Annotated in this window: 27 protein-coding genes; 16 read left to right on the top strand and 11 right to left on the bottom strand. The window is 72.2% G+C overall.

Annotated elements, in window-relative coordinates:
- Positions 1-22 precede the first annotated feature (22 nt).
- A complete protein-coding gene (locus FHX81_RS25105; RefSeq protein ID WP_141980445.1) occupies positions 23-1,681 on the bottom strand; it encodes a WXG100 family type VII secretion target in 1,659 nt (552 codons plus the stop codon).
- A 17-nt stretch (positions 1,682-1,698) separates the two neighbouring features.
- A complete protein-coding gene (locus tag FHX81_RS25110; protein WP_141980446.1) occupies positions 1,699-2,226 on the bottom strand; it encodes a YbaB/EbfC family nucleoid-associated protein in 528 nt (175 codons plus the stop codon).
- A 361-nt stretch (positions 2,227-2,587) separates the two neighbouring features.
- On the opposite strand from FHX81_RS25110, the gene FHX81_RS25115 reads away from it, so the two are divergent.
- The 6 genes from FHX81_RS25115 to FHX81_RS25140 all read left to right on the top strand — a co-directional run bounded on the left by FHX81_RS25115 (position 2,588) and on the right by FHX81_RS25140 (position 9,342).
- Positions 2,588-3,718 carry a BMP family lipoprotein gene (locus FHX81_RS25115; RefSeq protein WP_141984122.1) on the top strand — a complete coding sequence of 377 codons (1,131 nt, stop codon included), beginning with the start codon at positions 2,588-2,590 and terminating at the stop codon, positions 3,716-3,718.
- Positions 3,719-3,815: 97 nt separating this feature from the next.
- Positions 3,816-5,357: an ABC transporter ATP-binding protein gene (locus FHX81_RS25120; protein ID WP_141980447.1), complete on the top strand. Its 1,542-nt coding sequence runs from the start codon at positions 3,816-3,818 to the stop codon at positions 5,355-5,357.
- Positions 5,357-6,427, top strand: a complete 1,071-nt coding sequence (locus FHX81_RS25125) for an ABC transporter permease (RefSeq protein WP_141980448.1) — start codon at positions 5,357-5,359, stop codon at positions 6,425-6,427. Before FHX81_RS25120 ends, FHX81_RS25125 begins: the two co-directional genes overlap by 1 nt.
- A complete protein-coding gene (locus FHX81_RS25130; RefSeq protein ID WP_141980449.1) occupies positions 6,424-7,689 on the top strand; it encodes an ABC transporter permease in 1,266 nt (421 codons plus the stop codon). Before FHX81_RS25125 ends, FHX81_RS25130 begins: the two co-directional genes overlap by 4 nt.
- Positions 7,682-8,071: a cytidine deaminase gene (locus FHX81_RS25135; protein WP_141980450.1), complete on the top strand. Its 390-nt coding sequence runs from the start codon at positions 7,682-7,684 to the stop codon at positions 8,069-8,071. Before FHX81_RS25130 ends, FHX81_RS25135 begins: the two co-directional genes overlap by 8 nt.
- Positions 8,068-9,342, top strand: coding sequence for a thymidine phosphorylase (locus FHX81_RS25140; protein WP_141980451.1), 1,275 nt, complete (start codon positions 8,068-8,070; stop codon positions 9,340-9,342). The genes FHX81_RS25135 and FHX81_RS25140 overlap by 4 nt, the downstream gene beginning before the upstream one ends.
- Before the next feature lie 240 nt (positions 9,343-9,582).
- On the opposite strand, the gene FHX81_RS25145 is transcribed toward FHX81_RS25140, so the two are convergent.
- Positions 9,583-10,791, bottom strand: coding sequence for a coiled-coil domain-containing protein (locus FHX81_RS25145; protein ID WP_211363557.1), 1,209 nt, complete (start codon positions 10,789-10,791; stop codon positions 9,583-9,585).
- A 408-nt stretch (positions 10,792-11,199) separates the two neighbouring features.
- Between FHX81_RS25145 and FHX81_RS25150 the strand changes: the two genes are divergently transcribed.
- The gene (locus FHX81_RS25150; RefSeq protein ID WP_141980453.1) at positions 11,200-12,267 is read left to right on the top strand and encodes an adenosine deaminase; all 1,068 of its coding nucleotides are present in this window, start codon (positions 11,200-11,202) and stop codon (positions 12,265-12,267) included.
- Positions 12,268-12,341: 74 nt separating this feature from the next.
- On the opposite strand, the gene FHX81_RS25155 is transcribed toward FHX81_RS25150, so the two are convergent.
- From FHX81_RS25155 to FHX81_RS25175, 5 genes are all read right to left on the bottom strand, one after another.
- A complete protein-coding gene (locus FHX81_RS25155) occupies positions 12,342-13,553 on the bottom strand; it encodes a primosomal protein (protein ID WP_141980454.1) in 1,212 nt (403 codons plus the stop codon).
- Positions 13,554-13,618: 65 nt separating this feature from the next.
- A complete protein-coding gene (locus FHX81_RS25160; protein WP_141980455.1) occupies positions 13,619-14,107 on the bottom strand; it encodes a YbaB/EbfC family nucleoid-associated protein in 489 nt (162 codons plus the stop codon).
- Positions 14,104-14,478, bottom strand: a complete 375-nt coding sequence (locus tag FHX81_RS25165) for a YbaB/EbfC family nucleoid-associated protein (RefSeq protein WP_141980457.1) — start codon at positions 14,476-14,478, stop codon at positions 14,104-14,106. The genes FHX81_RS25160 and FHX81_RS25165 overlap by 4 nt, the downstream gene beginning before the upstream one ends.
- Before the next feature lie 4 nt (positions 14,479-14,482).
- Positions 14,483-15,664, bottom strand: a complete 1,182-nt coding sequence (locus tag FHX81_RS25170) for a C40 family peptidase (RefSeq protein WP_141980459.1) — start codon at positions 15,662-15,664, stop codon at positions 14,483-14,485.
- Between the two features lies 1 nt (position 15,665).
- Positions 15,666-15,986, bottom strand: coding sequence for a hypothetical protein (locus FHX81_RS25175; protein ID WP_141980460.1), 321 nt, complete (start codon positions 15,984-15,986; stop codon positions 15,666-15,668).
- A 158-nt stretch (positions 15,987-16,144) separates the two neighbouring features.
- Between FHX81_RS25175 and FHX81_RS25180 the strand changes: the two genes are divergently transcribed.
- The 8 genes from FHX81_RS25180 (at position 16,145) to FHX81_RS25215 (ending at position 22,726) form a co-directional block, all read left to right on the top strand.
- Positions 16,145-16,681, top strand: coding sequence for an SMI1/KNR4 family protein (locus FHX81_RS25180; protein ID WP_170232170.1), 537 nt, complete (start codon positions 16,145-16,147; stop codon positions 16,679-16,681).
- Positions 16,682-16,849: 168 nt separating this feature from the next.
- Positions 16,850-18,229 carry a choice-of-anchor A family protein gene (locus FHX81_RS25185; protein ID WP_141980463.1) on the top strand — a complete coding sequence of 460 codons (1,380 nt, stop codon included), beginning with the start codon at positions 16,850-16,852 and terminating at the stop codon, positions 18,227-18,229.
- A 98-nt stretch (positions 18,230-18,327) separates the two neighbouring features.
- Positions 18,328-18,672 carry an SRPBCC family protein gene (locus FHX81_RS25190; protein WP_141980465.1) on the top strand — a complete coding sequence of 115 codons (345 nt, stop codon included), beginning with the start codon at positions 18,328-18,330 and terminating at the stop codon, positions 18,670-18,672.
- A gap of 59 nt (positions 18,673-18,731) precedes the next feature.
- The gene (locus FHX81_RS25195; RefSeq protein WP_246107965.1) at positions 18,732-19,253 is read left to right on the top strand and encodes an RNA polymerase sigma factor; all 522 of its coding nucleotides are present in this window, start codon (positions 18,732-18,734) and stop codon (positions 19,251-19,253) included.
- Positions 19,250-20,020, top strand: a complete 771-nt coding sequence (locus FHX81_RS25200; RefSeq protein WP_141980467.1) for a cupin domain-containing protein — start codon at positions 19,250-19,252, stop codon at positions 20,018-20,020. Before FHX81_RS25195 ends, FHX81_RS25200 begins: the two co-directional genes overlap by 4 nt.
- Before the next feature lie 14 nt (positions 20,021-20,034).
- On the top strand, positions 20,035-20,829 hold the full coding sequence (locus FHX81_RS25205) for an ABC transporter ATP-binding protein (RefSeq protein WP_141980468.1): 795 nt from the start codon (positions 20,035-20,037) through the stop codon (positions 20,827-20,829).
- Entirely contained in the window at positions 20,826-22,160 is a 1,335-nt protein-coding gene (locus FHX81_RS25210) for a hypothetical protein (protein ID WP_141980469.1), read from the top strand. Before FHX81_RS25205 ends, FHX81_RS25210 begins: the two co-directional genes overlap by 4 nt.
- Positions 22,157-22,726, top strand: coding sequence for a hypothetical protein (locus FHX81_RS25215; RefSeq protein WP_141980471.1), 570 nt, complete (start codon positions 22,157-22,159; stop codon positions 22,724-22,726). The genes FHX81_RS25210 and FHX81_RS25215 overlap by 4 nt, the downstream gene beginning before the upstream one ends.
- Here FHX81_RS25215 and FHX81_RS25220 read toward each other — a convergent pair.
- From FHX81_RS25220 to deoC, 3 genes are read right to left on the bottom strand one after another with little or no spacing between them, the layout of a single operon-like run.
- A complete protein-coding gene (locus FHX81_RS25220) occupies positions 22,723-23,616 on the bottom strand; it encodes an aldehyde dehydrogenase family protein (RefSeq protein WP_141980473.1) in 894 nt (297 codons plus the stop codon). The genes FHX81_RS25215 and FHX81_RS25220 overlap by 4 nt on opposite strands.
- Positions 23,609-25,042, bottom strand: coding sequence for an aldehyde dehydrogenase family protein (locus tag FHX81_RS25225; RefSeq protein WP_141984123.1), 1,434 nt, complete (start codon positions 25,040-25,042; stop codon positions 23,609-23,611). The genes FHX81_RS25220 and FHX81_RS25225 overlap by 8 nt, the downstream gene beginning before the upstream one ends.
- Positions 25,039-26,004, bottom strand: a complete 966-nt coding sequence (deoC, locus tag FHX81_RS25230; protein ID WP_141980475.1) for a deoxyribose-phosphate aldolase — start codon at positions 26,002-26,004, stop codon at positions 25,039-25,041. Before deoC ends, FHX81_RS25225 begins: the two co-directional genes overlap by 4 nt.
- 173 nt (positions 26,005-26,177) lie before the next feature.
- Between deoC and FHX81_RS25235 the strand changes: the two genes are divergently transcribed.
- Entirely contained in the window at positions 26,178-26,681 is a 504-nt protein-coding gene (locus tag FHX81_RS25235; RefSeq protein WP_170232171.1) for an RICIN domain-containing protein, read from the top strand.
- Positions 26,682-26,722 lie beyond the last annotated feature (41 nt).

The following is a 26,722-nucleotide window of genomic DNA, read 5'->3' on the forward strand; positions in this document are numbered from 1 at the left end:
CTGGTTCTCCGGTGCTCTAGGACTAGACCTGGACGGAACTGGACGACGACCCGTTCGGCGCGGGCTGCGACTGCTGCGACTGGAACGACTCGTAGCTCGACTTCGCCGCCTCGCCCGCCGCCTTGGCGTCGTTCGCCGCCCGCTCGGCGGTCGTGCCCGCCTGCTCGGCCTTGCGCGACGCCTCCTCGGCGGCCTTGATGTCGGCCTCGCTGCCGGACGCGAACGCCTTGGCGTTGGCCTCGGCCGCCGCCGCGTTGGCCGCCGCGAAGTCCACGTTCGCCTGCTCGTACTTGGCGTTCGCCGCCTTCGCCGCGTCGTTCTTGGCCGTCAGGTCGCTCTCGGCGGCCGCGCGCGCCGGGTCGTCCTGCCCGGGGTTGTTGCGCTTGTACTCCTCGTACGCGGCCTTCGCGGCCTCGTCGGCGGGCTTGGCGTCGTTCAACGCCGCGTTGCTCGCCTTGGCTGCGTCGGCGACGTCACGGCTCTCCTTCGCGGCGACCTCGGCGGCCTTCGCGGCCTCCGCGCGCAACGAGTCCGCCTCGCCCTTCGCCGACTCGTACTTCGCCATCGCGGCGTCGTAGCCCGCCTGGTCGCCGCGCGCGGCGGCGGCGTTGGCCTCGTCGATGGCCGAGCTGACCTTCGCGTTGGCGGCGGCGGCCTTCTCGGTGGTGGCGTTCAGCGCCTCGTTGGCCTTCTTGGCCTCCTCGGCGGCCGCGGCCTCCTGCTCCTTGGCCTTGCTGTACTTCTCGTTGGCCTCCTCGGCCTTCTTGTTGGCGTCGGTGACCTTGTCGTCCTGCACGTCCTTGGCCAGCGCCTTGTCGATCTCGCGGTCGACGCCCTTCTGCGCCTTCCACGACTCGTAGCCGACCTCGGCCACGTCGGCGATGTTCTCGAACCGGTTCCAGCCCTTGCCGACGTTCTCGGTGATCTCGTCGAGGTTCTTGATCCGGCCCATCTGCCTGCCCAGCGCCGCGGTCAGCCGGGCGATCCGGGACGCGATGTTCACGCCCAGCGCCACGGCCTTGCCGACCGCGAAGCCGATGTAGGCCGCGATCGACGCGCCGAACGTGATGACCGCGGTGGCGGCGGCGATCAGCGCGCCCGCCAGCAGCGACCCGAGCAGCTGGGCGATCAGGTCGCGCACGATGTCGCGCAGCACCGACACCAGCACGCCGCAGATCGCGACGATCTTGGCCTTCTGCTCGACGGCGTTGGCCAGCGCGTCCAGCTCCTGGCCCATCGCCTCCATGTTCTTCTGGAACGCCTCGGCCGACGCGCCGGTCCACCCGTCGACCGCGCCCAGCTCGCGCCGGTGGTCCTCGGCCAGCACGCGCAGTTCGGCGGCCTGCTTCTTGGTCGCCTCGACGTTGGCGTTGATCTCGTCCGGGTCGCCCATCAGCTGGTCGAGCGGTTCCTTGAGGAACGACACGTGCTCGATCAGCCAGCCGATGCCCGCGCCGAGGATCGTGCCGAACGGGTCGACCGCCAGCATGGCCATCGACGACGCCGTGCCGATCGCGGCGAACGTGATGTCCAGCGCCTTCTCGGTCTCGGTCTCCGCGTCCTTGCCGATCGTGGTGATCATCTCGTCCCACGCCGAGATGAACAGGGAGCCCTTGAACTTGTTCTGCTCGGTGATCTCCATGCCCGGAGGCGAGGCGATCGGGGTGTCGGGGGCGGTCATCGGTCAGGGTCTCCTCGTCACCAGGGCTGGTTGTCGTCGTCCTCGTCGTCGGCAGGGCGCGAGGGGCGCGCCGGGCGCGACGGCGGCTGCGGCTGGGCGGCCTGCGCCTGCCAGCCCGGCTGGACCGGGGCGGGCGCCGGCCGGGTGGGCTCGGGTTCCGGCTCGGCGTACTCCGGCTCGGCGTAGTCGGACCCGTCGTCCTCGACCTCGTCGTCCGGGATGGCGTCGCTGACCATGCGCATGGCCTCGGTGCCCTCGCCGAGCGGCTCGAACGCGGCCATCACCTGCTGCGCGGCCTGCTTCTGCGCGACCTTGGCCGTCTGCATGATCACGGCGGTGAGGCGGGCGGAGCCGAGCTCGGTCGCCCGGTGGCCGAGCTGGATGTTGAGCAGGCCGCCGTTCGGGCCGACGGTGATGGTCACCGCGCCGTCCGGGCTGGACGCCGTGGCCTGCGAGTTCTGGAAGTTCTCCTGGAGGTCGGCCGACTTCCGCTGGAGATCGGCCAGCTTTGCCTCGAAGTTGTCGAGCCACTGCTGGGGGTCCAAGGTCAACCTCCTAGGGGGGATATCGGTGCAGGTTGGAGTGCACCCGAGCCCGCCAACGCCGCCCCAACGCCCCACCAACGGGTCACCCTGCGGGCCCCCGAACCCCGTCGCGCCCGTCCGCCACGTCACCCGATCCGCGCCTTGACGGTGAGTAACCGGCTACGACACCGGGAAGTCACCAGATCACTACGAGTGGCGGAGTCGCCCGATGGCACCAACGATTAGGTCACGTGCGGACCGGTACGTGCGCGGGTGTCATTACTACGGGGTACGGTTCGCCACTCGGAAGCCCCGACGGCCCGCCGTCGGGATTTGTCTGCTCCTAGACGAGCAGGGAGGGAGACGAGCCGTGCGTCGTCGAATGCGTGGCCTCGCGGTGGCCGCGATCGCGCTGACCAGCGTTCTCACGATGGCCGCGTGTGCCAAGGACACCGGTGGGAACAACACCGGGTCCGGGTCCACCAACACCGCCGAGGGCTGCAAGCTGGCCGACAAGCCGCCTGCCGCCACCGCGACGTCCAGCAGCGCCGCGTCGAGCGAGAAGGTCGACGGCAGCGCCCTGAAGGTGGGTCTGGCCTACGACATCGGCGGCCGCGGCGACGCCTCGTTCAACGACTCCGCCGCGGCGGGGCTGGACAAGGCCAAGGCCGACTTCGGCATCGCGGAGGTCAAGGAGCTGACCGCCGCGCCGAACGAGCCGGAGGACGCCAAGCAGACCCGGCTGCGCCAGCTCGCGAGCGAGGGCTACAACCCGATCATCGGTGTCGGCTTCGCCTACGCCGAGTCGCTGAAGGTCGTCGCGCCGGAGTTCCCGAACGTCAAGTTCGCCATCGTGGACGGCGCGGTCGAGGGCGCGGCGAACGTCACGCCGCTGCTGTTCGCCGAGGAGCAGGGTTCCTTCCTGGCCGGCGTCATCGCCGCCTACAAGTCGAAGTCCTGCCACATCGGCTTCGTCGGCGGTGTGGAGATCCCGCTGATCCAGAAGTTCGACGCGGGCTTCGCCCAGGGCGCCAAGACCGCCGCCCCGGACATCAAGATCGAGAAGAAGTACCTGACCCCGGCGGGCGACTTCACCGGTTTCCAGGACCCGGCCAAGGGCCAGGAGGCCGCGACCGGCCAGATCGAGGCCGGCGCCGACGTGCTCTACCACGCCGCGGGCGCCTCGGGCAAGGGCGTGTTCTCGGCCGCGAAGTCCGGCAACGCGCTGGCCATCGGCGTCGACTCCGACCAGTACAACCAGAAGACGGTCGAGGAGAGCAAGGACGTCATCGTCTCGTCCATGCTCAAGCGGGTCGACGTCGCGGTGTACGACTTCGTCAAGGCGGTCGCCAAGAACGACCTGGCGAGCCTGCCGAAGGTGTTCGACCTGTCCGTGGACGGCGTCGGCTTCTCCACCTCGGGCGGCAAGATCGACGACAACCTGAAGGCGGTCCTCGAGGGCTACAAGGCCCAGATCATCGAGGGCAAGATCTCGGTCGAGTCCACGCCGTAACCCCATCCGGCCTCCGGCGCACTGGGCCCTGCGAGCACCCTCGCGGGGCCCAGTGCGTGGTTAGCCCCGGCGCAGCCGGAGATCAGACGGAGCTTCCATGAACGCTACGACCCCTGCCGTCGTCCTGTCGGGCATCACCAAGCGCTTCCCGGGTGTCGTCGCCAACAGCGACGTGCACCTGAGCGTGCAGGTCGGCGAGGTGCACGCGCTGTGCGGTGAGAACGGCGCGGGCAAGTCCACCCTGATGAAGATCCTCTACGGGATGCAGCAGCCCGACGAGGGCACCATCGAGGTGGCGGGCCGGCAGGTCCGGTTCCGCACGCCCGCCGACGCGATCAAGGCCGGCATCGGCATGGTGCACCAGCACTTCATGCTCGCCGACAACCTGACCGTGCAGGAGAACGTCGTGCTCGGCGCGGAGTCGCTGCACGGCATCGGCGGCCGGGCGCGCAAGCGCATCCTGGAGCTGGCCGACGCCACCGGCCTGAACGTCGACCCCGGCGTGCTGGTCGAACGACTCGGCGTGGCCGACCGGCAGCGGGTCGAGATCCTCAAGGTGCTCTACCGGGGCGCCAAGGTGATCATCCTGGACGAGCCGACCGCCGTGCTCGTGCCGCAGGAGGTCGACGAGCTGTTCGCCACCCTGCGCGGGATGCAGCAGCAGGGCTTCACGTTCCTGTTCATCTCGCACAAGCTCGACGAGGTGCGCGCGATCGCGGACTCCGTCACGATCATCCGCCGCGGCACCACCGTGGGCACCGCCGACCCGAAGGCGGTCAGCTCCCGCCAGCTCGCCGAGATGATGGTCGGCAGCGAGCTGCCCAGCCCGGAGACGCGTGAGTCCACCGTGACCGACCGCGTCGTGCTCAGCGTGGAGAACCTGGGGCTGGTCGCCGCGGAGGGCACCCGGCCCGTGCTCGACGACATCGACCTGGTCGTGCGCGCGGGCGAGATCGTCGGCATCGCGGGCGTCGAGGGCAACGGTCAGACCGAGCTGGTCGAGACGATCATGGGCATGCGCAAGGCGCACCACGGGCGAGTGCTGCTCGTCGACCGCGACCTCACCAAGCTCGGCACGCTGGCCCGCCGCGAAGCGGGCATCGGCTACATCCCCGAGGACCGGCACCGCCAGGGCCTGCTGCTCACGCAGCCGCTGTGGGCCAACCGCATCCTCGGCCACCAGACCCGCCGCCCGGTGGCGAAGGGCCAGTGGCTCGACCTGCCGGGCGCGAAGCAGGACACCAAGCGCATCGTCGAGGACTTCGACGTGCGCACACCCGGCATCGACGTGGCCGCGGTCGCGCTGTCCGGCGGCAACCAGCAGAAGCTCGTGGTCGGCCGGGAGCTCTCCGGCGACCCCGTGCTGCTCATCGCGTCGCACCCGACCCGCGGCGTGGACGTCGGCGCTCAGGCGCTGATCTGGGACGAGATCCGCAACGCCCGCGCCCGCGGCCTGGCCGTGCTGCTGATCTCGGCGGACCTGGACGAGCTGATCGGCCTGTCCGACACCATCCGGGTGATGCTGCGCGGCCGGCTGGTCGCGGACGCCGACCCGGCCACGGTCACCCCGGAAGACCTCGGCAGTGCGATGACCGGCGTCACGAGCGCCGAGCACGCGTCGGAATCGGAAGGCGAGTAATGGGAATCTTGCGCGGCAAGCTGCTGCCGCCGGTCCTGGCGATCCTGTTCTCCGCCCTGCTGTGCGGCATCGCGCTGGTGGTGTCCGGCGCGAACCCGCTGCGGGCGTTCGGGGTGATGCTGTCGCAGGTCGGCGAGGGCACCACCGCCGTCGACATCATCAACAGCACCGGCACCTACTACATCGCGGCGCTGGCGGTGGCGATCGGGTTCCAGATGAACCTGTTCAACATCGGCGTCGAGGGCCAGTACCGGGTCGCGGCGGTCGTCGCGGCCGTGGTCGGCGGCTCGATCGCCCTGCCGCCCGGCCTGCACGCCCTGGTGATCATCCTGACCGCCGCCGTGGCGGGTGCGCTGTGGGCCGCGATCCCGGCGATCCTCAAGGTGACGCGCGGCGTCAACGAGGTCATCTCCACGATCATGATGAACGGCCTGGCGCTCGGCCTGGCCGCGTACCTGATCGGCGCGGACGTGTTCGGCGAGCTGCGCGGCAACAACATCCGCACGCCGGAGATCCCGGAGAGCGGCTGGGTGCCCGGCATCCCGCTCGGCTCGTCCGGCACGGTGTTCGGCCTGGTGTTCCTGGCCGCGCTGCTGGGCATCGGCTACTGGGTGATGATGAACCGCACCCGCTTCGGCTTCGAGCTGCGCGCGTCCGGCGAGTCGTCCACGGCCGCCGCCGCGGGTGGCGTAAACGCCAAGAAGATGGTGCTGATCGCCATGCTGCTCTCCGGCGGCATCGCGGGCCTGGTCTCCATGCCGGAGATCCTGGGCCGCGACCACACCTACAACCTGAACTTCCCGGCCGGCATCGGCTTCTCCGGCATCGCGATCGCGCTGCTCGGGCGCAACCACCCGGGCGGCATCGCGTTCGGCGCGCTGCTGTGGGCGTTCCTGGACAAGTCGGGTCTCGCCCTGGACAACGTCGGCGTGCCCCGGGAGATCGTGACGATCATGCAGGGCGCGATCGTGCTCTCGGTCGTCGTTGCCTACGAGGTGGTCCGCCGGTTCGAACTGGCCGCCCAGCAGCGGCAGGTCGGCCGGCAGCTCGGAACGGTGGATGCGGCATGAGTACTTCCTTGATGAACCCGTCCGAGGCCCCCACCACCGTTCCGCCGCCCCGCAAGGCGCGTCGGATCCCCGGTTGGGCCGTCGGCGCGTTGGGCGTGGCCGGCGCGGTCGTGCTGCTGTCGACCACGTCGTACCTGACCGACGTCCCCCAGCTGACGTCCACCGGCACCATCCAGACCGCCGTGCGGCTGGCGCTGCCGATCCTGCTGGCCGCCCTCGGCGGTCTCTGGGCGGAACGCGCGGGCGTGGTGAACATCGGCCTCGAAGGCATGATGATCATGGGCACGTGGGGTGCGGCGTGGGCCGGCTACCAGTGGGGCCCGTGGGCGGCGCTGGTCTCGGCGGCCGTGTTCGGCGCGCTGGGCGGCCTGCTCCACGCCATCGCGACGGTGACGTTCGGCGTGAACCACATCGTCTCCGGCGTCGCGATCAACCTGCTCGGCGCGGGCCTGACCAAGTACCTGTCGACGCTGATCTTCTTCCCGCTGTCGAGCAACCCGCGCGAGTCACCCGCCGTGCCGAAGTTCGACACCTACTCCGCGTCCGGCCTCTCGGACTGGCTCGGTGAGCTCGAAGCGCAGCAGCGGGTGGGCCTGTCCGACGTCGCCGGCATCCTGCGCGGCCTGATCACCGGCGTCTCGCCGCTGACCATGATCGCCATCCTGCTGGTGATCGGCAGCTACCTGGTGCTCTGGCGGACCCGGTTCGGCCTGCGGCTGCGGTCGTGCGGCGAGAACCCGGTCGCCGCCGAATCCCTCGGCGTCAACGTCTACCTCTACAAGTACGTCGCGGTGATCTCCTCGGGCGCCCTTGCCGGCATCGGCGGCGCGGCCCTCGTGCTCAACCCGGGCCAGCCGGGCTACCTGGAGGGCCAGACCAACGGCCGCGGCTTCATCGGCCTGGCCGCCATGATCTTCGGCAACTGGCGCCCCGGCGGCCTGCTCGGCGGCGCGGCCCTGTTCGGCTACGCCGACGGCCTCCAGCTCCGCTCGGGCGGCAAGACGTTCCTCGCCCTGGTCTACGGCGCCGTGCTGCTGCTCGTCGTGATCGTGATCTGGCAGCTCGTCCGCCGCCGCTGGTTCGCCGCCGCGTTCGGCATCCTGGCCGCCGGCCTGCTCTACGCCGTCTACTACTCGGTGGACGAGGTCCCCAGCGAGCTGACCACGTACGCGCCGCACCTGGTGACGCTGGTCGTGCTGGCCGTCGCATCGCAACGCCTGCGAATGCCCGCCGCGGACGGCGTGGTGTACCGCCGTGGTTGACATCGACTGGGAGCTGCTCCGCGCCCGTGCCGTCGAAGCCGCCCACTCCGCCTACTGCCCGTACTCCGGGCTCCAGGTGGGTGCGGCGGCCGTGTGCGACGACGGTCGGATCGTCGTCGGCTGCAACGTGGAGAACGCCGCCTACGGCGTCGGCCTGTGCGCCGAGTGCACCCTCGCCGGCCAGTTCACCCTGACCGGCGGGGGCAGGCTCGTCGCCCTCGCCTGCCGCAGCGGCGCGGGTGAGCTGCTGATGCCGTGCGGCCGGTGCCGCCAGGTGATCCACGAGCTGGGCGGCGCGTCGTGCCTGATCGACACCCCGTCCGGCATCCTCCCGATGAGCAGGGTGCTGCCCGACGCGTTCGGCCCGGAGGACCTGCCATGACCCACACCGCAGTGGACGTGATCCGGGCCAAGCGCGACGGCCACCGCCTGACCGACGCCCAGATCGACTGGGTGGTGGACGCCTACACCCGCGGCGTCGTCGCCGACGAGCAGATGTCCGCGCTGGCCATGGCGATCTACCTGAACGGCATGGACGCCGCCGAAACGGCCCGCTGGACCCGCGCCATGGTCGACTCGGGCGAGAAGCTGACCCTGGACGTCGGCCGCCCCACCGTGGACAAGCACTCCACGGGCGGGGTCGGCGACAAGATCACCCTGCCCCTCGCGCCGCTGGTCGCCGCCTGCGGTGCCGCCGTGCCGCAGCTCTCCGGCCGCGGCCTCGGCCACACCGGCGGCACGCTGGACAAGCTGGAGTCCATCCCCGGCTGGCGGGCTCAGCTCTCCGTGGACGAGGTGACCTCGCAGCTCCGCTCGGTGGGCGCCGTCATCTGCGCCGCCACCTCCGGCCTCGCCCCCGCCGACAAGAAGCTCTACGCGCTGCGCGACGTCACCAGCACCGTCGAGTCGATCCCCCTGATCGCCTCGTCGATCATGTCGAAGAAGATCGCCGAAGGCGCGGAAGCCCTCGTGCTGGACGTCAAGGTCGGCTCGGGCGCCTTCATGAAGTCCCTCGACCAAGCCCGCGCCCTCGCCGAAGCCCTCGTCTCCATCGGCGTCGACCACGGCCTGCGCATCTCCGCGCTCCTCACCGACATGTCCGTCCCGCTGGGCCACGCCGTCGGCAACGCCGTGGAAGTCGCCGAGTCGGTCGAAGTGCTGCGGGGCAACGGCCCCTCGGACATCGTCGACCTGACCGTCGCGCTGGCCGAGGAGATGCTGTCCCGCGCCGGCGTCGACGCCTCTCCCCGTGAGGTCCTGGCCTCCGGTGAGGCTTACGAGACCTGGGCCCGCATGATCCGCGCCCAGGGCGGCGACCCCGACGCCCCCCTCCCGACCGCCGAGCACAAGCACACCGTCACCGCCCCGGCCGACGGCTACCTGACCACCCTCGACGCCTACGCGGTGGGCGTCGCCGCCTGGCGCCTGGGCGCCGGCCGCGCCCGCAAGGAGGACCCGGTCCAACCGGGCGCGGGCATCCTCTGCCTGGCCAAACCGGGCGACCGCGTCACCGAGGGCCAACCACTGCTCGAACTGCACACCGACACCCCGGACGCCATCCCCGCCGCCCTGGAAGCGCTCGGCACCGGCTACGCGATCGGGGACACCCCGCCACCGACCACCCCGCTGGTCCTCGACACCGTCCGCGGCTGAAACCGGCGGTGCCCTGGTCACCGCCACCCGCACCGGTGACAACGCGATGCGGCGAGCGGTCAGCGGACCACGTCGCACGACACGGTGTGACCTCGAACGTCCGTACCGGCGGGCCGAAGGCGGAGACGACCCCACTCCAGGGCGGAGGTGCCTGCGGAGCCCGGCGTGTGCGAAGGATCGGACCACCAACGGAGAAGGCCCGGGCCGCAACCGCGGCCCGGGCCTTCTCCACACCAGCGCTCAGGCGCCCTCAGCCGTCAAGTCGTCGTCGTCCACGTTCCGGTTGTCGCCGGGCTTGGGACCGTTCTTCCGGGTCCGCCGCTGCGGCCGGGGCAGGGCGGTGGGCGGCGGGGGCGGGGTGGGGGAGCCGCCGCCGAGGATCAGCTCCGCGAACGTGGCCATGGCCTCGTCCAACTGGCCGCCGATGCGCAGCTCCGACTCCTGGTTGCTCTTGCGCACCAGGCCGGCCAGGGACTCCGCGTCCGGCCGCGTCGACAGCGTGCCCTCGACCTTGGCGATGCCCTGCTCCACCACGCCGGACAGCTCGCCGAGCCGTGCCGCGAAGTCGTCCTCGACCGAGTCGAGCCGGGTCGCCATCGTGTCCAGGCGCGACGTGACCTGCTCCAGGCGCTGGGCCAGCGCCTCCAGCCGGTCGGTCGAGTCGACCTGGTCGCGGGTCTCGTCCAACGCCGCGTGCAGCGCCTCGCGCGCCTCGTCGAGCTTGCCCGTCAACGTGCTCCGCGTGTCCGCCAACGATGCCGTCAACGACTCGCGCGTCTCGGTGAGGCCCGCGTGCAGCCCGTCGCGCGTGCTGTTGATGTTGTCGCGGGTCTCGTCCAGCCTGACGTTCAGGCTGCCCGCGGACTCCGTGACGGACCGCTGCAACGCCTCGCGGGTGCCGTCGAGGTGCTCGTGCACGCCCTCGTCGACCTCGTCCAGCCGGCCGCGCAGCGCGGCCTCCAGCGCCTCGATCCGCTCGCGCAGCGGCCCGGTCACCGCGCCCGGCACCTGGTCGACCTTGCCGTCCTGCTTGTCCAGGTGGCCGTCGAGGTCGTCCAGCCGCTTGTGGATGTGGGCGAGCTTGTCCTCCAAGCCGTCCATCCGCCCGGCGACACCCTCGAACCGGCCCGCCACCCCGTCGAGCCGACCGTCGAGCTGCGCGAACGGCTTGGCGAGCTTGTCGACCAGGCCCTCGACGGCCCGGCCGATGCTCTGCACCGCGTTGTCCTGCGCCTCCAGCCTGGCCAGCGCCTCGTCCAGCCGCTCGGCCAGCACGCTGACCTCGGTCCGGTCGGGCAGCTCGGACAGGCGCTTGCGAACGGAACCCAGCGATTCGAGCGGGGACATCCGCGCGTGGATCTCGTCCAGTGCGTCGAAGATCTGCTGCTGTTCGCTCTCACGGATCTCCGCGGCGCGCGTGAGCATGTTGCGCATCCGATCGAAGGACATCGTGGAGTTGTTGTTCTCGTTCACGGCTCGGGTGCCTTCGTCCAGGGGAGGGGAGACCTCCGGGAGCCTAACCAGGTTGGGGCGGTGGGCAGTAGCGCCCCCCGACCGGGACCGCCTGGATCGACCTTGCGTGTACTCCGTTGGAGTGACGATCACCGACCCTACCCCAACGTAACCGCCGGCGCGCCTATGACTGCACCCCGTGAGCATCCGCCGTGTGAGTGACTAAAGTCCGGCGACCAGTAGCGGAAAGTTCTGCATCACGACTGCACAACGGCTTCCGGTCGGCCAAAGCGCCACTCGACCGAGTGGTTCTGAACACACCCGGTGACCTAGGGGTGATCATAGCGGATCATGATCATCGCAGGTCGGAACGACACGGCACGTCACCGGTATACGGTGACGCCCATGTCGACCCCGCTTACCCCGGAGAACCTTCGCCGCGCGCCGAAGGTCCTCCTGCACGACCACCTCGACGGTGGCCTCCGGCCGCAGACCGTGATCGAACTCGCCGACGCCTGCGGCCACCAGGGGCTGCCCACCACCGACCCGGTCGCGCTGGGCGAGTGGTTCCGCGACAACGCCAACTCCGGCTCGCTGGTCCGCTACCTGGAGGGCTTCGCGCACACGTGCGGCGTCATGCAGGACGAGGCGGCGCTGGTGCGCGTCGCGTCGGAAGCCGTGCAGGACCTCGCCGCGGACGGCGTCGTGTACGCCGAGATCCGCTACGCCCCCGAGCTGTTCACCGACAAGGGCCTGAGCATGGAGCAGGCGGTCGAGGCGGTGCAGGAGGGCTTCCGCCAGGGCGAGGCCGCGTCCGGCGGCCGCATCAAGGTCGGCACGCTGCTGTGCGCGATGCGCCAGAACGACGGCTGGCAGCGCATCGCCGACCTGGTGGTCCGCTACCGCGACGCGGGCGTGGTCGGCTTCGACATCGCGGGCCCCGAGGCCGGGTTCCCGCCGAGCAAGGAGCTGTCCGCGTTCGAGTACCTGCGGCAGCAGAACGCGCACTTCACCATCCACGCCGCCGAGGCGGCGGGCCCGGAGTCGGCCTGGGAGGCCGTGCAGCTCGCGGGCGCCGAGCGGCTGGGCCACGGCGTGCGGCTGGCCGAGGACATCAAGGGCGACGAGGTCGGCCACCTGGCCGCGTACGTGCGCGACCGGCGGATCGCGCTGGAGATGTGCCCGACGTCGAACGTGCACACCGGCGCGGTGGCGTCGCTGGCCGAGCACCCGATCAAGCGGCTGGCCGACCTGGGCTTCCGGGTCACCGTGAACACCGACAACCGGCTGATGAGCATGGTGTCGATGACCGGCGAGTTCGCCACCGTGGTGGAGAACTTCGGCTTCGGCTGGGACGACCTGCGCAAGTTCACCGTCAACGCCGCGAAGGCCGCCTTCATCACCCACGACGAGCGCCGCGCGCTCATCCAGGACGTCATCGAGCCGGCCTACGCCGCTCTCGACCAGGAGTAGCCGCACCAAGAGCGGAGGCCGCGGGCTCCGATGGTTGCCCGCGGCCTCCGCCGCTGCTTGGTGCGCCTGACGCCCTAGTGCACCTTGAGCCGGTCCTCGAACGCCGCCACCAGCGTCCGCCACGCCACCTGCTCGTCGTCGAACGGCGCGCTGGGCGCCAACCGCGTCGGGTCCGGCTTGAGCACGTACGACACCAGCCACCCCAGCCGCTCGGACTGGTTCAGCGCCACCTTCACGGTGTCGTCGCCCGCCCACTCGCCCGCGTCCTCCAGCAGTTCGACCACCAGGTCGAGCTGCGTGGGGTCGATCGCGTCCGGGCCGTCGAGGATGTCCTCGTCCAGGCCGGTGAGCACGTAGACGTTGTCCGGGTCGACCTCGACCTCGAGGTCGCCGCCGGTCGCCTTGGTGACGAGCTCGCCCCAGGTCGAGACCTCGGCCAGGTCGTTGTCGTCGGCCTCCACGATGAAGCGGGCCAGCGCGCGCGGCGACGTGAACACGTCGATCTTGCCCTTGCGGCCGAGGAACACCGGCTGGTCGTCCAGGTAGCAGCGCAGCGTGTAGTACTCGCCCGCGCCGCTGATGATCTTGATCGGGTCGATCCCGACCTCGCCCCAGAAGCCGACCGGCTCGTCGCCGTCCTCTTCCTCCTCGTCCGCCGAGGCCGCCGCCGCGGCGGCGTTGGCCTCCTCGAACTCGGCCAGCTCGTCCTGCGCGGCCTTGAGCGCGGTCTCGTCGACCTCCGGCGTGGTCACGACCTCGTCGATCGCGTCCAGCACCTCGTCCCACTTCTCCGCGACGACCTCGGAGATCTCGGTCCACAGCGCCTGGCCCTCGCGGCCGGTGAACGGCAGCGTGCCCTGCGGCAGCAGCGCGAAGCCCTCCGCCGAGTCCAGGATCTCGTGCACCTTCTCCAGGTCGCACACGTCCGCCAGCGACCGCACGATCGAGATCACGTCGGCCAGCTCGCCGATGACCCACGTGTCGGGCTCCTCGGCGACCAGCTCGGGCACGCCGACCAGGTCGAACTGGTGGTTGTCGTCGGGCGACAGCTCACCGACCGACAGCGCGGGCACCACGTGCCACGCCGGGTGGTCGGTCAGGTCGTGCTCTTCGGCCTTGCGCACGAACGCCGCCAAGTGCGCGGCATCGGGGAACGCGTACAGGTCCTCCTCGTGGCCGAGGAAGGCTTCCCACTCCTCGCCCTCTTCCCGCCAGCGCGGGGCCCACAGGGTGACCACATCACCCTGGGTGAGCCCCAGCTCGATCGGGACGATGTCCTGTGCCATCCGACCTCCCGGTCACGCCATGCCCCTTTGCGATGCGGGGGCAAGAGTACGGGGTCGATCAGGTGCTACTGCCGTTGACCACGGAAAGGGTCCGCGAAGTAGTCGTCGTCGTCCGTTTCCTCCGGCCGGGGCCGGGGCGCGGGCCTGCCCCGCACCTGCCCGGCCCAGGGCGGGCGTGCCGACCCCGACGCCCTCTGCTGCTCCACCGCGGGGGGTGTGACCAGCGGTTCCGGGGCGACTCTCCGGGGCGGCGGGCCGGCGAACGCCTCCACCGCCATCGCCAGGCCGTCGCCCAACGACTTGGCCAGCTCGTTGTAGCTGCGCTGCACGGCCGCGTCGGTCGCCAACCGCGCCGTCTCCACCACTAGCCTGCCGACGGCCTCCGGCCCCTGTGCCAGAGCGTTCGGGTGCAGGTCGAGCGCCTTGAGCTCACCCGTCGCGGTCGCCGTGGCGCGGGCCAGGCGGGTCGGGTGCTCGGCGCTGCCGGTGGTGCGGGCCAGCACTTCGGTCAGGCCTTCGGCCGCCGCGAGCCGCTGCTCCCGCGCATGTGTCATCGCGAACCCCTCAGGTAGGAGCCGTCGACGTCGTCGTCGTCCGGACCGCGTTCGAACCCGATCTCGGTCAACGCCCGCAACGTCGCCGGGTCGGCCACCCGTTCCAGGCTCCGGTGCAGGCGCGTGGCCGCGTCCCGGGACGCCCGCGCCGACACGCGCAGGATCTCGTCCGCCAACGCCCTCGGACCCATGGTCAGCGCCGACGGTGAGACCCGCACGTCCCGCGGCGGTCCGCCGGGCGCCGCCACGACCGTGACCGCACCGTCCGGTGACGACGCCCGGCCGAGCACCGGGCCGGTGCGCGCGACGTGCTCGGACACCCGCCGCTCGGTGTCGGCGACCCGCTCGGCCGCCCGTTGCGTCTCGTCCACGTCCTCAGCCCGTCGGTCGGTAGAAGCCCATGAAACCCATGCCGCTGTTGCTCGTGCGGATGGGGTTGACCTGCACCGGGTCGCCCGCCTCGACCATCTGCCCGTTGCCGATGACCATGGCCACGTGGCCGTCCCAGACGACGAGGTCGCCGGGCAGCAGTTGGTCGGCCGGCACGGACGCGCCCATGGCCTGCGACGACGCGGGCCGGGGGATGTCGAAGCCCGCGCCGCCGTACGCCCACTGGGTCAGGCCGCTGCAGTCCGTGCCCTGGGGCGGGTTCGCGCCGCCCCAGACGTACGGGGTGCCCAGAGCGGACAACGCGTTGCGCACGGCACGCGCGGCGGTCTCGTTGGGTGCTTCGGCGGAGCTGCCGTCGGGCAGGTTCACGCCGACACCGGTGCCGGGCTGGGGCGGGATGGCCACCGGCAGCCGCGGCCCGATCGGACCGCCTCCACCGCCGCCACCTCCACCTCCACCTCCACCTCCACCGCTGCCGCCGCCGCTGCCTCCACCGCTTCCGCCGCCGCCGCTTCCGCCGCTGCCCGAAGAACCCGATGAACCCGACGACCCGCCGCTGTCACCCGCCGACGACGTGGACGTGGTGCCACCGCTCTCGACGCCCAACGGGTCGCCGATCCCGGTGAAGTCCGGCTTCGTCAACCCCCGCAATTGCGCGACCACGTCGGTCAGCGCGGTGCGGACCTCCTCCAGCTCCTGCGCCGTCCGGCCCTCGTACTCGCGGGCCTTCGCGGTCACCTCCGCCGCCACCGCGAGCACCGCGCCGACGCCGCCGAACAGCCCGGCCGCCACCGCCGCCGCCAACCGGGGCCACGCCCAGCCGGTGAACTCGTCGATCAAGCCCTGGATCGCGGTCTTGCCCGCGTTCACCGCGTCCACCGCGGTGGTCGTCGCCTGCTGCGCGGTGGTCGCGTTGCGCGCCAACGTGCCCACGCCACCGGAGAACGCCGCGACGCGCGACTGGAACGCGTTCGCCTTCTCGCCGTACCAGCCGCTCAACGCCGCGTTCGCCGCGCTCGTGTGCCTGCCGTCCAGCTCGGTCAACGCCGAGGACGCCCGCCCGAACGAGTCCGCCGCGGCCGTCGCGCCGCTGGTGTCGCCCTCGAGCTTGGCCAGGTGGTCCTTCATCGGCTGGACCAGGGCCGCCAGGAAGCCGCCGACGTCCACGTCAGACCTGCGCCGCCCGGTTGAGGTCGGCGCCCGTGCGCGCCTCCTGCTCGGTGTAGGCCTGGCCGGTCTTGGCGACCTCCGCGGCGAACGCCGACAGCGCCGCCGAGGCCGCGGCCACACCGTCCACTTGGGCCTGTGCCGCGCTCTGGAAGGCCGCGCCGAGGCCGACCTCGTCGCCGATCGCGCCGAAACCGCCCGCGGCCGACGGGGTGCCCGCCAGCGTGGCCGTGCCGACGTCGCCGACCTCGCTCGCCAGACCCGTCGCGGTGCTGCCGTACGCCGACAGCGCCGCGGTGTCGACGCCGAAACCCCGTTCCACCCTCGTCCCCCTTTTGGTGCCGTGCGACCGCGATCCTGCCCCATCCGCCGGTGGGGTGCGCGGCGTTCGGCCAGATCCTGCCCCGATGAGCGGTACCACGGGCGGTTGCGCTACCTGATCATGGGTGTGTGGGTGTTTTACGCCATTGGGAACGGATTGTGGCGTGGCTCGAGGACCACGCCCCCTCGACCGGATCGGCGTTCGTGCCCCCTGAGGACAGCGCCGCGGTCGAGGCGCTGGCGGTTGCCACCGGACTGGAGCCGCCCGCCGAGCTGCGCGCGTGGTGGGCCGTGTGCGGCGGGACGGCCGACTTGGCGTTCGCCGAGGTGCTGCCGCCGTTCTACACGCCGCTCGGGCCGTCCAACGCGCTGCGGTCGTGGCGGCTGAAGGAGCGGTTCTGGCCCGCGGACCTGGGCACGGAGGCGGGCACGCCCACGAAGGGCTTCCACCCGATGTGGCTGCCGATCGCGTTCGACGGGTGCGGTGACGCGTTGGCGGTCGACCTGCGGCCGGGCGTGCTGTCGGGTTGCGTGGTCGAGTGGGACCGCGAGGCGGGCGAGATGCTCAAGCCGGAGTGGACCAGCCTGGACGAGATGCTGGACCAGGTCGCCACGGCCCTGGAGCACCGCAGCCGGCTCGGCCACTGCGAGCCGTTGGTGACGACCGACGGCCGGCTGGGCTGGTGCACGAACTAGCGCCCTGAGCGTTGGACTCGGGTGTGCTGGACGTCGGACTCTCGCGTTCCGGACGCAGGACTCGCGCGGTGATCACTCCCGTGGGTGAAAAGTGCGGGCGTCGGCGGGCTGAAGTCGGCGAGGTGACGTTGGCTGCGTGGAGGGTGTCGACCTCCACGGGAGCCGGACATGCAGATCAGCCGCATCGGAGCCGCCGGGCTGGCGGTCGTCGTCGCCGTCCTCGCGATCGGGTGGGCGTCCGGTGCCCCGGCGCGGTTGGCGATGTCGGTGAACCCCGTGCGGCCGGTCGCGCCGGACGACGTGTACCTGGACCCGAGCCACGGGTTCCTCGTGCTGGTCGAAGGCGACGCCGCGCTGTACGAGAACGAGACCGAGGGTCCGGTCGCGGTCGGCGGCGACGTCCGGTTCCGCCAGTACAACGCGGGGCTGAACCACGCCGGCACCTACGTGCTGCCCGGTGACACGCGGCCGACCAGCTTCGTCGTCGGTGGCGCGATCGACTTCGCGGGCAGCACGGGCACGCTCAGCGTGCTCAACAACTCCTACGCCAAGATCGGCGACCTCAGCCAGTCCGACGTCCACCCGTCCGGCGGCGTGACGTGGGTCGAGCCCGACGGCGCGGCGCCGGGCAGCACGCCGGGCGTCTCGATCCAGACCGCGCAGACCGCCGAGTCCGTCGCCGGCGCGAGCGGCTTCGACTTCGCGTCGTTGTTCACGACGTACCGGTCGCTCAACGCGGAGATGGCCACGTGCCCGTCGACCGTGGCGCTGACCGACCAGAACGGGCAGAACCCGTGGAACGGCACCGACCCGAACGCCACCATCGGACTCCAGCCGGGGCAGAACGTGCTGACCCTGACGCCCGCCCAGATGACCGCGCTGGACAACATCAACCCGCGCAACGGCTACCTCCAGCCGAGCGACCAGGCGTGGTTGGTCATCAACGTCGACGTGGCAGGCGACTACACCTGGGACGTGCCGAACGTGAGCTGGCAGGGCAACGAGCCCTCGCGGCACGTCCTGTGGAACTTCACCACCTCGGGCACGATCACGCTGCCGGAGAACTCGCCCACCGTGTGGGGCACGATCTACGCGCCCCACGCGACCCTGGTTGACCTGAGCGCGGCCAACATCGAGGGCGCTGTGGTGGTCAAGTCGCTCGTGCACGGCGGCGAGACCGGCGGCAGCGGCGGCGAGATCCACTACGCGCCTTTCGACAACGTCGTCACCTGCACCACCACCACAACCACCACCACACCGACGACCACCACCACCACCACGACCGGACCGACCACCACAACCGGCAGCCCGACCACGACCCAACCCACCACCACAACCGGCGGCCCGACCACGACCACTGCCGCGCCCACCACCACCGCGAGCTCGACCGGCGGGACCACGAGCCACCCGGCGGTCGTCCACCCCGGTGACGACGAACTGGCCGCCACCGGTACCCCGATCCGCGGCACTCTGGCCCTGGGCGGCCTCCTGCTCCTCGCCGGCGCGACCGCCCTGACCCTGTCCCGGCTGCGCGACCGCCGCGGGTGACCCATGGGCGCGCGAGCAGAGCCTCACCCGATCGAACGACGCGCCGCGCGACCTGTCCGACGGCGTCTTGAGCCCGCCCCGACCGGGTACCCGTGGCCATGACCAGCTACGAGCACCGGGCGCCGGTCGAGATGGACGCACGGGAGCTGTTCGAGTTCCTGGCGCGCCCCGGGAGCCTGCCCCAGCACCTGCCCGGCCTGTCCGGCTCGACCCCGGGCATCGACCACGACCGCCGGCGCGTGACCTGGGCGGAAGGCCGCTACCGGGGTGAGCTGACGGTCGTCGAGGACGGCGCGGGCCGCAGCCGGGTGACGCTCGCCGTGGAGACCGACGAGCCCGGCGACGTCCAGCGGGAGCTGGAGGAAGCGCTCGCGGCCGTGGTGCACCGGGCCACCGCCGAAGCCGACGTGGACGCCGCCGCCAAAGACGACACCTGGTACTGATGTGACCCGGATCACTCCCCGGTGAGAACCTTTCCCGGCCCCGCACCGTCTTGCCGGGTGTGAACGAGGAGCAGCTGGTCCGCGCGGTGGCCCGCGGCGACCGCGCGGCCTTCGAGGAGCTCTACCGCCGCACGTCGCCGTGGCTGGCCGTGCGCCTGCGCCGCCGGTGCGCCGACGAGCAGGTCGTCGCCGAGGTCATGCAGGAGACGTACCTGGCGGTGTGGCGGGCGGCGGGGTCGTTCGCGGGCGCGGCGGTCGACGGCACGGCCGTCGGGTGGCTGTGGACCATCGCGGCGCGGCGGCTGGTCGACGCGTTCCGCCGGCGCGCGCACGACGCCCGGCCGCTGCCGGCGGTCGAGGCCGCGCCCGCCGCCGAGGACGAGGTGCTGGCGGGCGCGTTGAGCGACGACGTCGGCGGTGCGCTGCGCGACCTGGCCCCCGAGCTGCGGCAGGTGTTGCAGGCGATGGTGCTCGACGGGTTGACCGTGCGGGAGACCGCCGTGCTGCTCGGGGTGCCCGAGGGCACCGTCAAGACCCGCGCCCGGCGGGCCCGGATCGCGATGCGGGAGGCACTGTCATGAGCGAGCACCCGACGGCCGACTCGATCGCCCGGTACGCGTCGGGCGACGACCTGCCCGCCGACGTGCTGTGGGCGGTCGAGGCGCACCTGGAGACGTGCGAGACGTGCCGGTTGCGGCTGGCCGACGTGGCTCCGCCGCGGGTCACCGCGTTGACGACGGCCGTGTGGGCCGGGTTGGAGCCGACCGGGACGCCCGCTCGCCGACGACGCGCGTTCGCGCGGTGGGCGACGCCGTCGTTCCTGCCGTGGCTGGCCATGACGGCGTTCGTGGTGCTGCTCGCGCTGTCGGTGGACGGCCTGCTGTCCGACCGCTCGACGTCGTCCGCCGTGCTGCTGGTCGCGCCGATCGTGCCGGTCCTGGGTGTGGTCGCGGCCTGGTCGCGCGGCATGGACCCGGCTCACGAGCTGGTGGTGTCCACCGCGCGGGCCGGGCTGCAACTCGTCCTGCGCCGCACGCTCGCGGTGCTGGTGGTGGTGCTGCCGGGGTTGCTGCTCGGCGGTGTGCTGACCGGCGCTTCGCCCGCGTACTGGCTGCTGCCGTGCCTGGCCGTCACCTCGGTGACGCTGGCGCTGGGCGGCGTGGTCGGGGTGCGCCGGGCCGCCGTCGTCGCCGTCGCGTGCTGGGCGGTGCTCGTGGTCGGACCGGCGGTGGTCGTCGGCGGTGTGCCCGGTGTGCTCGCGCCGGGCGCGGCGCCGGTCTGGGCGGCGGTGCTCGTCGGGGGTGCCGCCGCCGTGGTCTTCAGGTCCGCGGCTTACGCGCGCCTGTGATGGAGGGGAATCCGATGGCACGTGGGGTGAGCGCGGCGGAGGTCGCGCCGACGGGGTACGCCTGGCAGGTCGAGGCGCGGGACCTGCGCGTGCGCGCGGGTCGGACGGTGGCGGTGGACGGGTTGGACCTGCGGCTCGGCACCGGGGTGCACGGGCTGCTCGGGCCGAACGGCGCGGGCAAGACCACGCTGATCCGGTCGCTGGCGACCGTGCTGCGGCCCGCGTCCGGGACGTTGTCGGTGCTGGGCTCGCCGGTGTCCGGGCGGCTGGACCTGCGCCGGGTGCGGCGGTCGCTGGGCTACCTGCCGCAGGACTTCGGCTACTACAAGCGGTTCACGGTGCGCGAGTTCGTCGAGTACGTCGCGTGGCTGAAGGAGATGCCCAAGCGGGACGTGCCCGGCGCGGTGCAGCGGGCCGTGGAACGGGTCGGGCTGGCCGACCGCGCCGACTCGCGGATGAAGTCGCTGTCCGGCGGCATGGTGCGGCGGGCGGGCATCGCGCAGGCGATCGTCAACGATCCCGAGCTGCTGCTGCTGGACGAGCCCACGGCGGGGCTGGACCCCGGCCAGCGGGTCCGGTTCCGGGAGCTGCTGGTCGAGCTGGGCGTGGACACGTGCGTGGTGGTGTCCACGCACCTGGTCGAGGACGTCGCGGCGGCGTGCACGGACGTGGTGCTGGTCAACAAGGGCAGGCTGGTGTTCCAGGGCACGCCCGACGACCTGGCCGCTGCGGGCGGTCCGGACGACGTCGGCGACAGCCCGTTGGAGCGGGGCTACTCGGCCCTGCTCGGTGGGGCGGGTGAGTGGTGAGGGTCTTCCGGATCGAGCTCAGGCGGACCGCGGCGCTGGTCGTGGGCGCGCTGGTGGTGCTCGTCGTGGTGGGGATGCTGAGCTGGGGCCCGTCGACGAAGAACAGCGCGGCGTGGACGCGGCAGTGGACGACGTTGGCCGAGTGGGTCAGGTTCATGCTGATGATCGCCTGGCCGCTGGCGCTGGGCGGCGGTGCGCTGCAGGGCCTGCGCGACCGGCGGTCCGGGGTGGAGGAGCTGTTCGGCTCCACGCCGCGGCCCCGGGCCCAGCGGGTGGGGGTGACGGTCGGCGCGCTGGCGGCGTCGCTGGCCGGGGCGTACGCGGTGGTGCTCGTGGTGGGCGGGGTGCAGGTCGCGTCGTCGACCGACTACTTCCACCTCGGCTGGCTGCCGGCCACGCTGGTCGGCGTGGTCGCCCTGGTGGGCGCCGGGGCGCTGGGCATGGGGCTGGGCCGGCTCGTGCCGTCACCGCTGACGCCGCCGCTGCTGGCCGCGGGCGGGTTGGCGCTGATGACGCTCGGGCTGGGGCCGACGGGTGCCGACGTCTCCCGTTGGGCGCTGCTGCTGCCGTCACTGCCGATGCCGGTGAGCGTGTACTCGTCGGTGCGGGCGTCGGTGAGCGCGGCGCAGCTCGTGTGGTTCGCCGGCGTGGCGGCGACCGGGTTCCTGCTGGTGGCGTCGCGGCGGCGGTGGCCGGGGTTGCTGCCGGTGCTGGTGGCTGGCGCGGTCGCGCTGCCCCTGATGCCCGCGACCGCCGTGACGCGGGACGACGCGGCGGCGGAGCTGCTGTGCGCGGAGGGGTTGTGCCTGACCAGGGCGCACGAGCACGAGCGGGCGACGTTGGCCGGGCCGGCACGGGAGGCGCTGCGGCTGCTGGGGAAGCTGCCCGCACCACCGACGTCGGTCCGCGAGGTCGCCGCGGCGGTGCGGGGCAACCCCGAACGCGGCCCGGAGCCGACCGAGGCCGTGTGGGTGAACCTGGACGACTTCACCTACTTCCGGCGGGAGGCTCCGACGGCCGAGCAGTTGACGGCGTACCTGGTCGCCGGTGCCGGCACGCGGACCTGCTACGCCGACCGCATCCCGCGCGACGTGAGCCGCGAGGTGGCGGCGCGCACGGTGATGACGGCGTGGCTGACCGGCCGGGTGGAACCGCTGCCCACGTTCCGCCTGTGGTTGGGCGAGGAGATCGACGCCTTGACCGCGCAGGGGTGGGACCGGCTCCGGGCGTTGCCGGAGGACGTCCAGGCGGCCCGGGTGCAGTCGGCCCGCGAGGTGCAGGCCGCGTGCTCGGGTGACGCCCTGACCACCCTCACCGGGGGCACGACGTGACGCGGTGGCTGCTCCTGCACGCCAGGGCGCGCCAGGTGCCGGCGGCGGCGGGAGCGGTGGTGGTCGGCGTGGCGGCGGCGGCCCTGCTCGCCCAGCCGGGCGGCAGCCCGCAGCTCGCCGCGTTCGGCGCGGCCCTGGGGGTGGCCGCCGTCGCCACGGGCCTCGGCGGGCACGACCTGGCGCTCGACCGCACCGCCGCGTTCGGCTGGCCGCCCCGCCGGGCGGCGCACCTGCTGCTCGGCGGCGCGGTCGTCGCCGCGCTGCTGCTCGCCGTCGGCTTGGTCGCCGACCCGATCGCCCCGGACGCCTACGTGCTGCGAGACGTCCTCGGCCTGGGTGGTCTGGCCGCGCTCGGCGCGGTGCTCCTCGGTGCCCGCGCCGCCTGGGCGCTGCCGATCGGCTGGAGCGGCGTCACGCTGGTCGTGCCAGCCGGCGACGACCACTGGCTCAGCCGCCTGCTGACGTGGCCGGTGCAGCCGACCGGCACCACCTCGGCCACGATCACCGCGGTGGTGCTCGGTGGCGCCGGCCTGCTCGCCTACAGCTGGTTCGGCTGCCGCCGCTAGACCCCGATCGGGTGCCAGACCGTCTTCGTCTCCAGGAACGCCCGGAGCCGCGCCAGGTCCGGCTCGCGGGTGAAGTCCTCCGACGGACGGGCCCGCAGCACCCGCTTCACCGTCCCCGCCGCCGCGCGCTCCAGGTCGGCCCGCGTCGACTCCGGCGCACCCGTCAGGTCCAACGCGTTCACGTCCGCGTGCGACGCCAGCCAGGGCGCGATCTCGGCGGTCCGCCCGGTGAGCACGTTCACCACGCCACCGGGCACGTCGGACGTCGCCAGCACCTCCGCCAGCGTCACCGCGGGCAGCGGCCGGTCCTGCGACGTCACGACCACCGCCGTGTTGCCGGTCGCGATCACCGGCGCCACCGCGCTGATCAACCCCAGCAGCGACGACTGCTGCGGCGCGAGCACCGCCACCACACCGGTCGGCTCCGGCACGGAGAACGAGAAGTACGGCCCGGCCACCGGGTTCGACGCGCCCAGCACCGTGGCCACCTTGTCGGTCCACCCCGCGTACCAGACCCACCGGTCGATCGCCGCGTCCACCAGCGACTGCGCCTTCTTCACCGCGACGCCCTCGCAGGCCGCGACCTCGGCGGTGAACTGCTCGCGCCGCCCCTCCAGCACCTCGGCCACCCGGAACAGCACCTGCCCCCGGTTGTACGCCGTGGCGCCCGACCAGCCGGGGAACGCCTTGCGCGCCGCCGCGACCGCGTCCCGCGCGTCCTTGCGCGACCCCTGCGCCGCGTTGGCCAGGAACGCGCCCTTGTGGTCGACCACCGGGTAGGACCGGCCCGACTCCGAGCGCGGGAACGCCCCGCCGATGTAGAGCTTGTACGTCTTCGCGACCGCGACCCGATTCTCGGCCCGGCCGAGGGAAATCCGGTTCTCAGACATCGAGGTAGGCCTCCAGCCCGGTGCGACCGCCCTCGCGGCCGAAGCCCGACTCCTGGTAGCCGCCGAACGGGGCGGTCGGGTCGAAGCGGTTGAACGTGTTGGCCCACACCACGCCGGCGCGCATCTTCTGCGCCGCCCACAGGATGCGGGACCCCTTCTCGGTCCACACGCCGGCCGACAGCCCGTACGGCGTGTTGTTCGCCTTGGCCACGGCCTCGTCCGGCGTGCGGAACGTCAGCACCGACAGCACCGGCCCGAAGATCTCCTCGCGCGCGATCCGCATCGCCTGCGACACGTTCGAGAACACCGTCGGCGCGAAGTAGAAACCCTTGTCCGGCAACGGGCACGCGGACGTCCAGCGCTCCGCGCCCTCGGCGTCGCCCGACTCGACCAGCTCCTGGATCTTCGTGAGCTGCTCGCGCGAGTTGATCGCGCCGACGTCGGTGTTCTTGTCCAGCGGGTCGCCGACGCGCAGCGTGGACACGCGCACGTGCAGCTTCTCCAGCAGCTCCTCGGCCACCGACTCCTGCACCAGCAGCCGCGAACCCGCGCAGCACACGTGACCCTGGTTGAAGAAGATGCCGTTCACGATGCCCTCGACGGCCTGGTCCAGCGGCGCGTCGTCGAACACGATGTTCGCCGCCTTGCCGCCCAGCTCCAGGCTGAGCCGGCGGCCGGTGCCCGCGAGCTGCCGCTGGATGATCTTGCCGACCTCGGTGGACCCGGTGAACGCGACCTTGTCCACGTCCGGGTGCGCCACGACGGCCGCGCCCACGTCACCCGCACCGGGCAGGATGTTCACCACACCGGGCGGCAGGTCGGCCTGCTGGATGATCTCCGCCAGCACCAGCGCGGTCAGCGGCGTCGTCTCGGCGGGCTTGAGCACCACCGTGTTGCCGGTCGCCAGCGCGGGCGCGATCTTCCACGCCGCCATCAGCAGCGGGAAGTTCCACGGGATGACCTGGCCCGCCACGCCCAGCGGACGCGGGTCCGGGCCGTGGCCCGCGTAGGCGAGCTTGTCCGCCCAACCCGCGTGGTAGAAGAAGTGCGCGGCGGCCGTGGGCACGTCCACGTCCCGCGATTCCTTGATCGGCTTGCCGTTGTCCAACGACTCCAGCACCGCGAGCTCCCGCGACCGCTCCTGGATCAGGCGGGCGATGCGGAAGATGTACTTGGCGCGCTCGGAGCCGGGCATCCGGCCCCACACGCGCTCGTAGGCGCGGCGTGCCGCCTTCACCGCCTTGTCGACGTCGGCGGGCGCGGCCGTGGAGACCTCGGCCAGCACCTCCTCCGTGCCGGGGTTGACGGTCTTCAACGGCTCACCGCCGCCCTCGACGAACTGGCCGTCGACGAACATCCGGTAGTTCGGCTTGAGGTTCGCGATGTCCCGCGACTCGGGCGCGGGCGCGTATTCCCACATGGTCAGTCCACCGTCACGTAATCGGGGCCGCTGTAGTGGCCGGCCAACTGGGTGCGCCGCTGCATCAGCAGGTCGTTGAGCAGCGTGGAGGCACCGAAGCGGAACAGGGTCGGGGTCAGCCACTCCGGTCCCGCGACCTCGTGCACCGCGACCAGGTACTTGATCGCGTCCTTGGTCGTGCGGATGCCACCGGCGGGCTTCACGCCCCGCAGCTCACCCGTCTGGGTGTGCCAGTCGCGGACGGCCTGCAGCATCACGTGCGTGACGGGCAGCGTCGCGGCGGGGGAGACCTTGCCGGTGGACGTCTTGATGAAGTCGCCGCCCGCGAGCAGGCCGATCCAGGACGCGCGGCGCACGTTGTCGTAGGTGGCGAGCTCGCCGGTCTCCAGGATGACCTTGAGGTGCGCGTCCCCGCAGGCGTGCTTGACCTGCGCGATCTCGTCGAACACCTGGCCGTACCGGCCGGACAGGAACGCGCCCCGGTCGATCACCATGTCGATCTCGGTGGCGCCCGCGTCGACGGCGTAGGCGGTGTCCTCGAGCTTCACCTTCAGGCTCGACCTGCCCGACGGGAACGCGGTCGCGACGCTGGCGACGTCGATGCCGGTGCCCCGCAGCTCCCGCACGGCCGTCTCGACCATGTCCGGGTACACGCAGACGGCGGCGACCTGCGGCACGTCCGGGTTGTCCGGGTCGGGTCTGCGCGCCTTCGCCGCCAGCGACCGCACCTTGCCGTGGGTGTCCGCGCCCTCCAACGTGGTCAGGTCGACCATGGAGATGGCGGTGTCGATGGCCCACATCTTGCCGGCCTTCTTGATGCTGCGGGTGCCCAGACCGGCCGCGCGCTGTTCGACGCCGACCTGGTCCACACCGGGCAGTCCGTGCAGGAACCGGCGCAGCGACGCGTCGTCGCGGACGGCGTCCGCGAGCGCCGGGGGCAGCGACGGCGATGTCGAGGGAACAGCCATGTCGCCGAGTCTAGGCGGAGTGGGACGGCCGTCCTAGTTGACCGGGAGCGGGGTGGTGCGGCCGTTCGCCGGTACGGGTTCGGCCGCTCACCGGGGGTGGGAGCGGGTGTGAGCCGATCGTGAGGCCCCGGTGGTTCCCTGGGCCCCGTCGACAACCGGAGGGGGGCAGGATCGTGTCAGGACGGTTCACCGGGGTGGTGTTGGCCGCGCTGCTCGGCATCGCGGCGTTCGGGGGGACGGCGGAGGCGGCGGCGCAGGAGCGGGAGGACGTCGGCGCCGCCATCATCAGCCAGGCGCCGGAGGCCGACGGCAAGTGCCTCGACGTCTACAACGCGGGTGGTGGCCCGCAGGTCCAGATGTGGTGGTGCAACGGCTGGAGCAACCAGGACTGGCTGATCGACAGCGGCTACCACGGCGGGGTGCGGCTGCGCCCGTACTCCAACACCGGCATGTGCCTCGACGCGTACAAGGGCCGCGGCGTGCAGCTCGTCCAGTACCGCTGCGACTCGACCTCGACGCAGGAGTTCACGCGTGACTGGCACCAGAGCGGCTTCCGGCTGCGCTCGGTGAGCAGCCCGAGCCTGTGCGTGGACATCTACGACCACGGTCGGGGCAACATCGTGCAGATGTGGGACTGCCGGGACGTCCAGCACCAGTACTGGTGGACCGCGGGCTAGCGGTGGGGTAGCGGTCGACGGCGGCGCGGCGCGCACCGCGC

It is taken from the genome of Saccharothrix saharensis (genome assembly GCF_006716745.1).
Classification (GTDB): Bacteria; Actinomycetota; Actinomycetes; order Mycobacteriales; family Pseudonocardiaceae; genus Actinosynnema; species Actinosynnema saharense.

Coding starts and splice junctions, on each gene's coding strand:
- FHX81_RS25105 (WP_141980445.1), bottom strand. CDS start 1,681: ATGACCGCCCCCGACACCCCGATCGCCTCGCCTCCGGGCATGGAGATC.
- FHX81_RS25115 (WP_141984122.1), top strand. CDS start 2,588: ATGCGTGGCCTCGCGGTGGCCGCGATCGCGCTGACCAGCGTTCTCACG.
- FHX81_RS25120 (WP_141980447.1), top strand. CDS start 3,816: ATGAACGCTACGACCCCTGCCGTCGTCCTGTCGGGCATCACCAAGCGC.
- FHX81_RS25125 (WP_141980448.1), top strand. CDS start 5,357: ATGGGAATCTTGCGCGGCAAGCTGCTGCCGCCGGTCCTGGCGATCCTG.
- FHX81_RS25130 (WP_141980449.1), top strand. CDS start 6,424: ATGAGTACTTCCTTGATGAACCCGTCCGAGGCCCCCACCACCGTTCCG.
- FHX81_RS25140 (WP_141980451.1), top strand. CDS start 8,068: ATGACCCACACCGCAGTGGACGTGATCCGGGCCAAGCGCGACGGCCAC.
- FHX81_RS25145 (WP_211363557.1), bottom strand. CDS start 10,791: ATGTCCTTCGATCGGATGCGCAACATGCTCACGCGCGCCGCGGAGATC.
- FHX81_RS25150 (WP_141980453.1), top strand. CDS start 11,200: ATGTCGACCCCGCTTACCCCGGAGAACCTTCGCCGCGCGCCGAAGGTC.
- FHX81_RS25155 (WP_141980454.1), bottom strand. CDS start 13,553: ATGGCACAGGACATCGTCCCGATCGAGCTGGGGCTCACCCAGGGTGAT.
- FHX81_RS25160 (WP_141980455.1), bottom strand. CDS start 14,107: ATGACACATGCGCGGGAGCAGCGGCTCGCGGCGGCCGAAGGCCTGACC.
- FHX81_RS25185 (WP_141980463.1), top strand. CDS start 16,850: ATGCAGATCAGCCGCATCGGAGCCGCCGGGCTGGCGGTCGTCGTCGCC.
- FHX81_RS25190 (WP_141980465.1), top strand. CDS start 18,328: ATGACCAGCTACGAGCACCGGGCGCCGGTCGAGATGGACGCACGGGAG.
- FHX81_RS25200 (WP_141980467.1), top strand. CDS start 19,250: ATGAGCGAGCACCCGACGGCCGACTCGATCGCCCGGTACGCGTCGGGC.
- FHX81_RS25205 (WP_141980468.1), top strand. CDS start 20,035: ATGGCACGTGGGGTGAGCGCGGCGGAGGTCGCGCCGACGGGGTACGCC.
- FHX81_RS25220 (WP_141980473.1), bottom strand. CDS start 23,616: ATGTCTGAGAACCGGATTTCCCTCGGCCGGGCCGAGAATCGGGTCGCG.
- deoC (WP_141980475.1), bottom strand. CDS start 26,004: ATGGCTGTTCCCTCGACATCGCCGTCGCTGCCCCCGGCGCTCGCGGAC.